Source organism: Pseudomonas sp. FG29, from assembly GCF_057809355.1.
In genome coordinates, this window is the sequence record NZ_JBMDJU010000001.1 from 494,939 (window position 1) to 506,071 (window position 11,133).

The 11,133-nt window shown below is 53.5% G+C and carries 15 protein-coding genes; 9 read left to right on the forward strand and 6 right to left on the reverse strand.

Translation table 11 applies throughout. The annotated features are described in order from the left end of the window. Positions 1-313 precede the first annotated feature (313 nt). From ACODS1_RS02455 to ACODS1_RS02465, 3 genes are all read left to right on the forward strand, one after another. On the forward strand, positions 314-649 hold the full coding sequence (locus tag ACODS1_RS02455) for a hypothetical protein (RefSeq protein WP_489084391.1): 336 nt from the start codon (positions 314-316) through the stop codon (positions 647-649). Next, on the forward strand, positions 633-821 hold the full coding sequence (locus ACODS1_RS02460) for a DUF1289 domain-containing protein (protein ID WP_322980799.1): 189 nt from the start codon (positions 633-635) through the stop codon (positions 819-821). The genes ACODS1_RS02455 and ACODS1_RS02460 overlap by 17 nt, the downstream gene beginning before the upstream one ends. A gap of 229 nt (positions 822-1,050) precedes the next feature. Next, on the forward strand, positions 1,051-2,043 hold the full coding sequence (locus ACODS1_RS02465) for a GGDEF domain-containing protein (protein WP_322980798.1): 993 nt from the start codon (positions 1,051-1,053) through the stop codon (positions 2,041-2,043). Positions 2,044-2,125: 82 nt separating this feature from the next. Here ACODS1_RS02465 and ACODS1_RS02470 read toward each other — a convergent pair whose 3' ends face one another. Continuing rightward, the gene (locus tag ACODS1_RS02470) at positions 2,126-2,914 is read right to left on the reverse strand and encodes a transporter substrate-binding domain-containing protein (protein WP_489084392.1); all 789 of its coding nucleotides are present in this window, start codon (positions 2,912-2,914) and stop codon (positions 2,126-2,128) included. 211 nt (positions 2,915-3,125) lie between these two features. Between ACODS1_RS02470 and ACODS1_RS02475 the strand changes: the two genes are divergently transcribed. The 6 genes from ACODS1_RS02475 to ACODS1_RS02500 all read left to right on the forward strand — a co-directional run bounded on the left by ACODS1_RS02475 (position 3,126) and on the right by ACODS1_RS02500 (position 6,627). Further along, the gene (locus ACODS1_RS02475) at positions 3,126-3,782 is read left to right on the forward strand and encodes a hypothetical protein (RefSeq protein WP_489084393.1); all 657 of its coding nucleotides are present in this window, start codon (positions 3,126-3,128) and stop codon (positions 3,780-3,782) included. After that, the gene (locus ACODS1_RS02480; RefSeq protein WP_489084394.1) at positions 3,779-4,279 is read left to right on the forward strand and encodes a PAAR domain-containing protein; all 501 of its coding nucleotides are present in this window, start codon (positions 3,779-3,781) and stop codon (positions 4,277-4,279) included. Before ACODS1_RS02475 ends, ACODS1_RS02480 begins: the two co-directional genes overlap by 4 nt. A 28-nt stretch (positions 4,280-4,307) precedes the next feature. Next, positions 4,308-5,060, forward strand: a complete 753-nt coding sequence (locus ACODS1_RS02485) for a hypothetical protein (RefSeq protein ID WP_489084395.1) — start codon at positions 4,308-4,310, stop codon at positions 5,058-5,060. Then, positions 5,061-5,483, forward strand: a complete 423-nt coding sequence (locus tag ACODS1_RS02490; protein WP_489084396.1) for a DUF4952 domain-containing protein — start codon at positions 5,061-5,063, stop codon at positions 5,481-5,483. It abuts the gene before it with no gap. A gap of 92 nt (positions 5,484-5,575) precedes the next feature. Beyond that, positions 5,576-6,088 (forward strand): hypothetical protein, encoded by a 513-nt coding sequence (locus ACODS1_RS02495; RefSeq protein ID WP_489084397.1) that lies wholly within the window; start codon positions 5,576-5,578, stop codon positions 6,086-6,088. Further along, the gene (locus tag ACODS1_RS02500) at positions 6,085-6,627 is read left to right on the forward strand and encodes a hypothetical protein (RefSeq protein WP_489084398.1); all 543 of its coding nucleotides are present in this window, start codon (positions 6,085-6,087) and stop codon (positions 6,625-6,627) included. The genes ACODS1_RS02495 and ACODS1_RS02500 overlap by 4 nt, the downstream gene beginning before the upstream one ends. A gap of 49 nt (positions 6,628-6,676) precedes the next feature. Here the strand turns inward: ACODS1_RS02500 and ACODS1_RS02505 are convergent, their stop codons facing one another. The 5 genes from ACODS1_RS02505 to ACODS1_RS02525 all read right to left on the reverse strand — a co-directional run bounded on the left by ACODS1_RS02505 (position 6,677) and on the right by ACODS1_RS02525 (position 10,728). Beyond that, entirely contained in the window at positions 6,677-7,138 is a 462-nt protein-coding gene (locus tag ACODS1_RS02505; RefSeq protein WP_489084399.1) for a BRO-N domain-containing protein, read from the reverse strand. Positions 7,139-7,456: 318 nt separating this feature from the next. Continuing rightward, positions 7,457-7,987, reverse strand: coding sequence for an REP-associated tyrosine transposase (locus tag ACODS1_RS02510; protein WP_489084400.1), 531 nt, complete (start codon positions 7,985-7,987; stop codon positions 7,457-7,459). A 131-nt stretch (positions 7,988-8,118) separates the two neighbouring features. Continuing rightward, a complete protein-coding gene (locus ACODS1_RS02515) occupies positions 8,119-8,853 on the reverse strand; it encodes an adenylate/guanylate cyclase domain-containing protein (protein WP_396465930.1) in 735 nt (244 codons plus the stop codon). Then, positions 8,850-9,359: a Pycsar system effector family protein gene (locus tag ACODS1_RS02520; RefSeq protein WP_489084401.1), complete on the reverse strand. Its 510-nt coding sequence runs from the start codon at positions 9,357-9,359 to the stop codon at positions 8,850-8,852. Before ACODS1_RS02520 ends, ACODS1_RS02515 begins: the two co-directional genes overlap by 4 nt. 118 nt (positions 9,360-9,477) lie before the next feature. Then, complete coding sequence (locus ACODS1_RS02525) at positions 9,478-10,728, reverse strand: ribonucleotide-diphosphate reductase subunit beta (RefSeq protein ID WP_489084402.1); 1,251 nt, start codon at positions 10,726-10,728, stop codon at positions 9,478-9,480. Positions 10,729-11,133 lie beyond the last annotated feature (405 nt).

The following is an 11,133-nucleotide window of genomic DNA, read 5'->3' on the forward strand; positions in this document are numbered from 1 at the left end:
CCGCCCGAATGGCTTCCCCCGGCGTATCTCACCTACAGCGCCCCGATGTCGATGACGGCATGAGCCTGGCGAGCCCAGCCTTCACCCATTTTCTGCTCTGCTCGGGGCGGGGCATTCTCCAGCAAACGCGGCGGGGTTGCAGTAGTGGGATGGATAGCATGTGGCCTGCATCAAAACTTCCGGCCTGTTGGCGTCGCCGCAAGGCCGAGCAGTGAACAAACCATGCCGCGCCGGCAGGCGAACCCGTTGCCTGCCGACGTTGATCAGCTCGGGTAACATGCCCCTCTATCGAACTTAGACCCAGAATGGCGTTATGGCATCGTCGAAACGAAAATACTCAGGCATCGAGCGCGAACTGATCCGCGCCCTGACCCGGGCCTGCGAAACGGCCAAAGCTGAAATCGTCGGGTTTCAGTGGCTGACCCATGAGGTGGACTACCAGCAGTTCCCGCAGAGCCTTGTGGTGACCTGGATGTTTGGCAGCGAGGCGAACAAGACGCAGGCACTCGCCAGCACGGACGCGGCGAGAATGCGCGAGTTGACCCAGGCCGCCTTCGAAGAGGTGGGCATCAGCGTTGCCGACATCGCGGCCCATATTGCGTTCTCGGTCGAGCAGCCAGTAAGGGGTAAACGTGGCCAAGGACATTGAGAACCCCTGCGTCTCGCTGTGCCAGCTCAACGGCGAACTGTGCGTCAGTTGCGGGCGCACCCGTGAGGAAATCCGCAAATGGCGCGGCATGAAACGCCCCGAGAAGATGGCCACCGTGCAGAAGGCGGCGGCGCGGGTGAAGGCGATTGCTAAGAAGAAAGGCAAGGGTTAATGGCTAGCCTCGTAGGCTGGATGACGCTCTTTGCATCCACCCTTGCGGCGGTTGTCCGGGCTACTCGCTTGTCGTAAAGGCGAAATCAGTGGTCTTGGGCAACGAGGATAATAAATCTGCCCACTTTTCGCATGGGGGGTGAGAAATTAGTAACCTGATGCCGAGCTTTTCAACGGGGTTGAGTGTTTTTAGATTTCAGTATTGGTCGTTTTTATTTTTTGAGTGAATTATGATTAATCAACTGCAGCAAAAATATCAGCTTTCGATGTTGGCGTTACTCGGTGCAGTTGCTGTGTTGGGTGTTTCGCCCTTTGTGGTTATCCGCTATCAGGAAGGTAACTTCATTGCAATGCTCGTTGATGCGCTGCTGATTGTTGGGCTCATATGTATTGTTGCTTGCGCGTACTATTTCAAGAAAATTCGAACTGTTAGTGCAATAGCTGCCGTATTTATTAACGCTGGCGCAGTGATCGTTGCTATTAATAATGGGGTGGATGGTGTTTTGTGGGTTTACCCCGTATGCGCCAGTACGTTTATTCTCGTAAGGCCTGTTGAAGCCCTGTTTATAAATGCAGTCGCCGGTGCAGTGGTGGTGGCGTTGGCAGATGTATTTAATATTGTCTCGCTGAATTCTTTTATTATCACAAGCATTATGTTGTCAATGAGTGCCTACGTGTATGCCCGCCATAGCTTGAAGCAGTTTGATTTGCTGGAAACCCTGAATACTATTGATCCTTTGACGGGTGCCTTTAATCGACGGTCGTTGCGCTCAGGTATGGCGGCGGCATTATCCAGTGCGGAACGTAATGGCACTCAGCAGTTATTGGCTATTGTGGATATCGATCACTTTAAGGTGGTGAATGATAATTATGGTCATGCTGTTGGTGATCAAGTCTTGAGGGATTTTTCCGCCATTACTATGGCCAATATCCGCAAATATGATCAATTTTACCGGTTCGGCGGGGAGGAGTTTGTCCTGCTCATTCCTGAGGTCAGCCTTCAGCAGCAACAGGCCTGTATCAACAACCTTAGAGAGGCCATCAAAAACAACCTGAAAACGCCCGATGGTAAGGAAGTAACGGTGTCATTTGGCGTGGCACCTTGGCTGCCGGGAATGACTGCTGATATCTGGCTGAAGCGTGCGGATGAAGCGCTTTATTCAGCCAAGGCGCGTGGACGTGACTGCGCGGTGTTCAGTGACGATTCTGCTGCAATCGGTTAACGCGGTTTTGGTTGTCAGGTGATTGATTGAGGGTGGATGAAGCTCTTTTCATCCACCCTCAGCGGTTATCCGGGTTGCTCGCTCACTGTTCCGGCACGGCCAGCCACTGGGCGAGGGTCTTCTGATAGGCGCCGGTGGCCTTGCTCAAATGCAGCCACTGATCGACATAGCTCTTCCAGACCACATCACCGCGCGGCAGCAGGTAGGCCTTCTCGCCATATTGCATGTAGTTCGTCGGGTTGACGGCGCACAGGCCGGGCATGCGCTTCTGCTGATACAGGGCCTCGGACGAGTCGGTGATCATCACATCGGCCTTCTTGTCCAGCAGTTGCTGGAAGATGGTCTTGTTGTCATGGAACGCCAACTGCGCGCGTGGCAGGAATGCCCGCGCAAAGGCCTCGTTGGTGCCGCCCGCCGGCTCGATCAGGCGCACCGATGGTTGGTTGATCTGCTCGATGGTCTGATAGCGCGAGACGTCTTCACAGCGCACCAGGGGGATCTTGCCGTCGACATCCAGCGTGCTGCTGTAAAAGGCCTTCTTCTGACGCTCTAGCGTCACCGAGATACCGCCCATGGCGATGTCGCATTTATCGGCAACCACATCCGGCAGCAGGGTTTTCCAGGTGGTCGGCACCCACTGCACCTTCACTCCGAGGCTTTGCGCGAGCGAGCGGGCCATCTCGATATCGATGCCTTCGTGCTCACCGTCTTCGCGCAGGAACGTATAAGGCTTGTAATCGCCGGTGGTACACACCGCCAGCTCCCCTTTTTCCAGCACCCTGTCCAGATGCGAAGGCAGCTCCTGAGCTTGGGCGAAACTCGACAGCCCGATCATCAAGGCGGCTATGGCGCTGTAGGCAAGATTGTTCATGGTGGGTCGATGCTCTTGTTTGGAAAGGTGAGGCGGAGGGTGGCGGTTGTAATTGCCGAGTGCAACAGGGGGATTGGCTTGGCGCGTCGGTGCATGCCGTCATTTTTTGTGACATGCGTTCGGGACATGCCTGCTGCAAGTGCAACACACTCTGGCCTAGGATCAGCAACGGAACGCAGCAGCGCCCACAGGATCGTGCTAGGGAGTCAGGATGAGTGTTCCCACGTTCAAATCTTCTATTCGGCTCTATGGCCTGTTCAGGACTGGCTCAGGTGAACAGACCGGCCAGATTGCGTGTGTACACAGCCTCAAGGGTTGCGATGCCGTTTGGGCTTTCGTTTCGCGTCTGGATGCCGAGATCGTTATCCGCTCTTGTGGCATAGAGGGATATCAGGCTCGCCTGCTATCCGAATGTTTCGATCCCAATGCCTATCTTCGTGATCACCATGGCTGGTTGAACCTGCACATTTGCTGTGGGTTCGCGGCGCATAGCCGGCGTCTGCTAGAGGCGGAACAGCGCTTGATTCCCATGGGCTGGTTAGCTCAGGCGCATATCGGTGAATGGACTTCGGCACACTATCTGGCCTGGGGGCAGCAACTGCCTCAGCAACTGCAGGCCTGTTACGACCGAGTAGGGCTACGCAATTACAACGCCCTGCTCAATGAATGGGACGATGTCTGTGCTGCTGAGATGCGTTGGCATACAGATGAAGCCCTGCATGCCATGCCGCTACCTCTTTCCTCCCATCAAACACCTTCTCAGTTCGCGTTGTTCGATGCAGTCGAGTGTCGTTGGTGTTTTGCCAACTCGAACATGGATGTGCACGAGCCGCACGCCAGGATACAACCTCAAGGAGCATTGTCATGAGTGGAAAACCCGCCGCCCGAGTGAGCGACCCGACAGCCTGCCCATTGCCGGGGCATGGCACCAATCCAATCGTCAGCGGCTCGCCAGATGTGATTTTCGACGGCCTGAGCGCTGCCCGGCAAACCGATAGCACGGCCTGTGGTAGTGCGTTGGCCGGCAATGTCGTTTCGAATGTACTGATCAACGGCTTGCCGGCTACCACCATTGGAACCTTAGGAAGTCATGGGAACGTGGTGGTCAGTGGCTCTGGTACCGTCATCATCGGCAATAGCGGGGGAGGGGCGTTATTTACCCCTATCGTCCCGGTTTCGTTTGGCTTCGATGAACAATTCACTTTGCTCGATATGGAAGGCGAACCCGTGGCTGATTTTGCCTACAAGATAACTACCTCGTCAGGGAAGGTTTTCAGAGGGGTGACGAACGAAGCAGGGAAAACCCAGCGTATATCAACTTCGGTTATTGAAGAGCTGCACCTTGAACCGGACGATTTCGCTTGACGCTAATTCTTTGAATGGATGCTGAAAAATGACAGTGCTTTCTAATAATCGAACAAGCTCAAACGACCAGCAGGGTAGTAGCCATCAAGTTACTGTTGCCACCAAGTATTCGAGGCGGCCTGATGACAGTGGTTGGTTAAGGATACGCCTTGAACCAAGTGGTGATGATGCGTACCTCTGTGAATATACAAAAGTTACTTTGCTTAGAGAGAAGTCCGGTCGCACCTACTTTAGGGTAGCTGATGGTAATAGCGCACATGTAGGAAAAGAGGCCAGTATGGCCACACAAAATGCGAACAAATACCTGCTGGACGATGCGCCTAAAGGGCCGGCTACCGTGAAGGTAAAGTACAGCGGTAGTCCGGTGCTTGTTCGCTCTGAAATCAGGGGGGATGAAAATAAGCAGCAGTGGGCAATTGCAAGTTTTGATGGAAAAACTGCCAGGGTGACGCTAAACAGTGTCTGGGGGTATCAATACACACCGATCCCGCCGGGGACTCATAGAATCATGGCTCCTGATCAGTCTCATGCCAATATCCCTACAAGCGGTTACAAAGCCGCTCATCCTGGGAGAATTCGATGCAATGATGTCTGGTTCCCAATAGAGGTAGAGGGTACGACTGGGAATAGCAGTCGATATATACACATTGGTCATTTGTCAGAGGGTTGCGTAACGTTTTACGAGCTTCTCAAGTGGAATGATATTTATGACTACCTGATTGGCAGGCGTATGAAAGAGGGGAAGGGGAAATACATCGGAACACTGGTTGTGGAGAAGTGAATGAATCGATTGATTTTTGTACTTTTGTTCGCAGTATTATCTGCGTTGGCCGGTTGTGCGGAAGCGGAGTTGCGCTGCGGAGATTTTCTTGCCCAGCTCAGCGATAAACCAGATTCCGTTGAGTTCCTAGGCTGTACTCAAAACGTCGATGCACAGGGAAAGCCTTTTGTCGCTCGCTACCGTGTAACAGGCTTGGATGCTCCTGAGGCCGAACGATATATGAGCCATGACTTCGGTCTGCCAACGCTTAAGTTTATCTGCTGTGGCTGGGATTCAACGCCTTATTTTTATCGTGATAAATCGACAGGGCTGGGCTACATGCTAGGTATGGGCTCCGAGGAAACACCCATAAATAAACGTGATGCCTGGCCAGAGATAAAGTTTTTCTACATCAATGTTTCTCTGGCGACTGAAGATCCATGATCGCTTCGTGAAAGAGTTGTTAAATCGGGTAGATGGAAATGTTTCAGCCACCGCAGGTGGGGGACGGTTTACTGACTGCATGAGGCGGCAGGATGTTCAGGTTATTTCTGATTGGGCTGGTACTTCTGAGTAGTGGTTGTGCCAAGGGACATGGCAAGCCGATTGCCACCCTGAATTACGAGTCGATTGGTGCTCGAACAGACGCTGGATTCTATGATCTGCGGTTCAGGTCGAATGTCGATTTGCTCAGACTGTTTGGGCCAGGAGAGGGTTTCGTGGGCGGGATGATGTACTGCGCCCCGGGTGATGATGTGGATTTTTCGGTGGGCCATTTCATGAAGACGTTGGCCTCTGGCTTCGTCGAGCACGATGCCCAGCATGAAGGCGGTGATGGCTTTGCATTCGTGGCTGCCTTGTCTTTCAGCGAGACCCTCGATGAAGGCACGACAACGCGAGCGTTGAGTGACGAAGCAATTCGGTCGCTGGTTGCAGAAAAGCGCTCCATTCCCTGCCAGTACGTGGCGACCATCTATGGAGCCAAACCCTATCACTCTGAAACATTTCAGGTTCCCACCGCTGATCTCTTGCGCGAGCTTGGTCAATGATTCCGGTAGTGCGTAAGCAGGCAAGATGGCAAAGCAAGTTCTTGTGGCTGGCCGTGTTGCCATTCTTTCTGGGCTGCGCCAAGGATCATCACATCCCGCCTGCCGAACTGGGTTATCTCGGCTTTTCTAGGCAAAGTGCCTATGACTATCAGGTCAGTTTTACTGCGGATGCCGACCTTCTGAATATTTTCAAACCCGAAGACTCTCCGGTGGGTGGGCTGTTGCTTTGTGCGCTCACTAGCGATGAGGCGCCTGTCAGATACGACGATGGGCGCTATGTGTCCAGCGGGTTGATTTCCTCTCTTGCGGCAGGGCCGGCTGTTTCCCCCTTCGTCTTTCACTCCTCGATCATGTTCGTCGAGAACCTTAATGAGGGGCGTAGCGAGCGCGTTTTACAGGCGCAGGAGCTGCGTGAGCTGCTGGGTGCCAGGCAGTCAGTGCCCTGTGTTTATCGGGCTACTGCCTATGGCTTCAAAGCCTATCTCTCGGGCGTTTTACGGATACCCAGCGCCGATATCCTGCGCGAGCTGGATAAGTAGCGCGTCAGGTGGATGACCTTCTGGCCATCCACTCTCTGAGTGGCGCTGGTTACGCAGGCCGATAAGGCATCCAGGTATCGCCTTGCCAATGCAACAACGACAGCCCCTGGCGATTCTCGCGCCTTGGTCGGCGCTCGCTGGATTGTTCGGCCTCGCGCAGCGTCGGCACCACGTCGGCGGTGATCCAGCGGCGGATGCAGCGGTTTTCCGGATGGTAGTAGTGGATCAGCGCGGCATAGACGCCGGACTCGCTGATCAGCCTTGTCGTCTCCGGTTGGCCGTGGGTGTTGAGTACCACAGCATCGAGTAGCTGGTCGGCATCGAGCGTGCGTGTAGCGCGTTCGTCCAGATGCGGCTGGCCGATCAGCCGGCCAAGATCCGTTGTGCTGAACCAGCATTGCTGTTCGAGCAGCAGGACGCGTAGTTGGCGACGGTGGCGGGTGAAGGTTTGCGGAACCAGGATTTCGCCGGCAAGGGCGGGTATGGCGGGGGATGCGGATTGGGTAGGCATATCCATTACCTCTGGAAGCTTTCTTAGGGCTTGATTGGAGTCGGGAGCTAAGAAACCCACCAGAGATGAGCCGGACGTATTCCCCTTTCGGGTCTTGTATTAGCCCACTCCCGACAGCACGGAATTTTCGACGGACGTGGCAAAGCCGCGAACGCAAAAAGCCGCATAGCTGTCGGGTGCGGTATACCGCTCTGGTAAGGCGTTTCTTAGGCGCCGGTCGCAGGGTAGGCCGCTGGTGTAAAAGGGTCAAGCCGTGCTGATTGAGGCGTAGGGTGGATTACGCTTTTTTCATCCACCATCTGGAGGCTTGCCCGGTACTCATTCACCATAACCACCATCGCTCTGTTCCGGCCCCCCACACCAATCCGGTGCATAAATACTCATTGCCACGGCCCGATGGAAGCTTGAATAGGGCCAATCCACCAGCCGCAGCACATGACCATGTTTGAGCGGGTTGTAGTGGATGTAATCGAAATGGCGCTGGTAATCGCGTTCGTCCCGAATCAGATGTTCCCAGTAGCGCCTTTGCCAGATGCCCCGCTCGCGACGGTGTTGCTGGCTGGCGCTGAGTGTTTCGCTGACGGGCAGGCGCTTGCTGAAGGCGAACTTGATCACCTTCCAGCGCAGGGCGAAGTCGGCATCATCTGGCGGTAGCGTCCACATGCAATGCATGTGCTCGGGCAATACCACCCAGGCATCGATATGAAAGGGATGGCGTGCTTTGGTGGCGCGTACCGTCTCGCGCAGCAAGTCGATTTCGCGGATCAGCAGATCGCTTGTGCGATCACGCAGATTGACGGTGAAGAAGTAGGTGGCGCCAGGAACGCGGGTGCGTCGGTAATTGGACATGGCGGCTCATCCTTGAGCGGTGGTGTTGCATGAACCATGGTGGACAAGCTTCGCGTGGTCCACCCTACGTATGGTCAGTACCGTGAATATCTGGGCTACTCGCTGTTCCCTTTTCAGTCCGCAATTGCCGGTTAGCTAACTGTCCAGTAGTAGCTTGTTGTGTAGTATGTTTCATACTGGTCGTTGTACATGATGCTCTCTGCTGTCCACATATCAATTTTTCTTTCGATGCCGTATGAGTCTTTGTATGTGTGATAGCGAGCTTCGTCTAATAGATTGTTGTAGACAATTGATGAAATTCCAATTTGTTTTGGTGATTCTCTAGTATCTCCAATTTTTACTGATTTGTTTACAGCATTTCCAATCCATACTAAATCTCGATTATTGCTCCCGGATATCCCAACCTTTGAGCAAATAATCTTCCCGTCGTCAATTCCAATTCCGAAGTTTATAGGGGAGTATTTTTCCAAGGCTCCTTTTACTTTTGATTCGTCTTGTGTTAGAAGGAATTTTATCTTCATTGCTGCCTTTACGGCATTTGTTAGTGTTGTTTTTGTCGTGCCTTGAAAGAAGGCTAACATTCCGTCGCCGTTAAAGCTTCGTACTTCTCCGCCTAGGCTTTTTACCACTGTTACAACTACGTGAAAGTACGCTTTGTGGATTTTTGCGACAGTTCTTCTGTTATGTTTATTAAGCGTCTTTGTTGAGCCTCGCATGTCGATGAATAGCGTTGTGGCTTCAAACCTTAGGCCAGTGTTTCCAAAGGTGAGCGATTTATCTTCAATGTCTGGAACGTAGGAGATATCAGTTACGGATAGCTCGTTGTCGAGGATCTCTTTGCATTTTTCTTCGATGCCACTCTTCATTTATGATCTCTCATGTAAAATATGAATGCTGCAACAAGAGGGGTGGCAATTGCGGAGGTCGTAAGCCAGATTGCTATTTTAAATAGTTGATATTTTTTATTTGTAATTTTTGCGTTATTTATTATTTGCTCGGCAAGCATTATCTGGTAGTCGGTAATTTTTTCAGTGCAGTCAGATGCTTCCTTTATTTTTCTTGCAAACTCATATGGGGTTTGGTTTTTAATGTTTGCAAAGTAAATTAGGTTTTTTCCGTCGCCTGGTGTGTCAATGTCGAATGCTCTTATTTGTAGGGAAGGTATAAATGATATTAATAGGAATATCGAGCTAATTAATAATTGGCTGATTGCGGCTATTGCTAATGTCAATGCTAGAATATTTGCGGTGGAGTCTTTTGCTGCTTCAGTAATTCCAAATATTAATGCAAGATTTCCTGCGATCAATGATGCAGATTTTGCTTCGGCAAATTTCAGCCATTCATTTGTATTGCTAAAGATGCTTTCTAGCATTATGTACTCTCAAAGCAAAAAGCCCCCGTATAAGACGGGGGCTTTTGATCTTGCTAATCGCCACCCAAACATCCATTTTAGGTAAAGCGCTCTTAATTTCTTTAGTGAGTCACCGGAATCAATCCCAGCTCAACGCCCCACCAGTCTGATACTCGATCACTCGGGTCTCGAAGAAGTTCTTCTCCTTCTTCAGGTCCATGATCTCGCTCATCCACGGGAAGGGGTTGGTGGTGCCCGGGTACTCTTCCTTCAGGCCGATCTGGGTCAGGCGGCGGTTGGCGATGAATTTGAGGTAGTCCTCCATCATCGCTGCGTTCATGCCCAGTACGCCGCGCGGCATGGTGTCACGCGCGTATTCGATCTCCAGTTGGGTGCCTTGCAGGATCATCTGGGTCGCTTCGTCCTTCATTTCGGCGTCCCACAGGTGCGGGTTTTCGATCTTGATCTGGTTGATCATGTCGATGCCGAAGTTCAGGTGCATGGATTCGTCGCGCAGGATGTACTGGAACTGCTCGGCGGTGCCGGTCATCTTGTTGCGGCGGCCCATGGAGAGGATCTGGGTGAAGCCGCAGTAGAAGAACACGCCTTCCAGTACGCAGTAGTAAGCGATCAGGTTCTTGAGGAACTGGCGATCGGTTTCCGGGGTGCCGGTCTGGAAGGTGGGGTCGCTGATCGAGCGGGTGTACTTGAGGCCCCAGGAGGCTTTCTTCGCGACGCTCGGGATCTCGTGGTACATGTTGAAGATTTCGCCTTCATCCATGCCCAGCGATTCGATGCAGTACTGGTAGGCGTGGGTGTGGATCGCTTCTTCGAAGGCCTGGCGCAGGATGTACTGGCGGCACTCGGGGTTGGTGATCAGGCGGTACACGGCCAGCACCAGGTTGTTGGCGACCAGGCTGTCGGCGGTGGAGAAGAAGCCGAGGTTGCGCTTGACGATGCGGCGCTCGTCTTCGGTCAGGCCATCGGTACTCTTCCACAGCGCGATGTCGGCGTTCATGTTCACTTCCTGCGGCATCCAGTGGTTGGCGCAACCATCCAGATACTTCTGCCAGGCCCAGTCGTACTTGAAGGGTACGAGTTGGTTGAGGTCGGCACGGGCGTTGATCATCTGCTTGTCGCCGACGTGGACGCGTGCGCCTTCGCCTTCAAGTTCGTCCAGGCCTTCCTGGATGTCGAGGGCGTCCAGGGCTTTCTTGGCGCGGGCTACGGCGTCGGAGTCGTTGGCGTCGACGGCGCGCGCTTCGAGGGCGGCGTCACCGCCAACGCGGTTCAGTGCGTCGAGGCTCATGTCGCCGGTTTGTGCGGTGGCTTTGTGTGCGACGGCGGCTTCTGCACCGTCTTCCTTGTCGAATTCATCCCAGCTCAGCATGGCTTGGCTCCTGCGTGAGGGCCGGTAAAAGTCCGGCCTGTATGGATATACAGATATTTGAGTAATTATGTTCCGTTGCGGTCTGCGCGCAAGGGTGAAACGGGTGCCGCTGGTCGGTAGGCGGTGGATTGCCTGCCGGCCTGTGCCGCTCGACCCCGAAGGGAGGAGGGCGGGAATTGGTAGGGGAGGGTGCGTTTCTGCTTGGGTTTTGGGTCGCGGCTAAAGCCCCTCCCACATGTACAAGCCGAACCGCTTTGCCCTCTCCCTCACCCTCTCCCGCAAGCGGGAGAGGGGACTAAACGCACTCGGTGCGAGCGTGTAGCTGAGCGAGTAGTCGCAAGGCACCTGCTGGAGTGGAACCCCTGAGCGTACGCATGTACGTGATGGGGGCCGCTCTAGCAGGTA

Excerpts from the sequence above, each read along its gene's own strand:
- ACODS1_RS02455 (WP_489084391.1), top strand. The coding sequence starts at position 314 with ATGGCATCGTCGAAACGAAAATACTCAGGCATCGAGCGCGAACTGATC.
- ACODS1_RS02465 (WP_322980798.1), top strand. The coding sequence starts at position 1,051 with ATGATTAATCAACTGCAGCAAAAATATCAGCTTTCGATGTTGGCGTTA.
- ACODS1_RS02470 (WP_489084392.1), bottom strand. The coding sequence starts at position 2,914 with ATGAACAATCTTGCCTACAGCGCCATAGCCGCCTTGATGATCGGGCTG.
- ACODS1_RS02475 (WP_489084393.1), top strand. The coding sequence starts at position 3,126 with ATGAGTGTTCCCACGTTCAAATCTTCTATTCGGCTCTATGGCCTGTTC.
- ACODS1_RS02480 (WP_489084394.1), top strand. The coding sequence starts at position 3,779 with ATGAGTGGAAAACCCGCCGCCCGAGTGAGCGACCCGACAGCCTGCCCA.
- ACODS1_RS02485 (WP_489084395.1), top strand. The coding sequence starts at position 4,308 with ATGACAGTGCTTTCTAATAATCGAACAAGCTCAAACGACCAGCAGGGT.
- ACODS1_RS02490 (WP_489084396.1), top strand. The coding sequence starts at position 5,061 with ATGAATCGATTGATTTTTGTACTTTTGTTCGCAGTATTATCTGCGTTG.
- ACODS1_RS02495 (WP_489084397.1), top strand. The coding sequence starts at position 5,576 with ATGTTCAGGTTATTTCTGATTGGGCTGGTACTTCTGAGTAGTGGTTGT.
- ACODS1_RS02500 (WP_489084398.1), top strand. The coding sequence starts at position 6,085 with ATGATTCCGGTAGTGCGTAAGCAGGCAAGATGGCAAAGCAAGTTCTTG.
- ACODS1_RS02505 (WP_489084399.1), bottom strand. The coding sequence starts at position 7,138 with ATGCCTACCCAATCCGCATCCCCCGCCATACCCGCCCTTGCCGGCGAA.
- ACODS1_RS02510 (WP_489084400.1), bottom strand. The coding sequence starts at position 7,987 with ATGTCCAATTACCGACGCACCCGCGTTCCTGGCGCCACCTACTTCTTC.
- ACODS1_RS02515 (WP_396465930.1), bottom strand. The coding sequence starts at position 8,853 with ATGAAGAGTGGCATCGAAGAAAAATGCAAAGAGATCCTCGACAACGAG.
- ACODS1_RS02520 (WP_489084401.1), bottom strand. The coding sequence starts at position 9,359 with ATGCTAGAAAGCATCTTTAGCAATACAAATGAATGGCTGAAATTTGCC.
- ACODS1_RS02525 (WP_489084402.1), bottom strand. The coding sequence starts at position 10,728 with ATGCTGAGCTGGGATGAATTCGACAAGGAAGACGGTGCAGAAGCCGCC.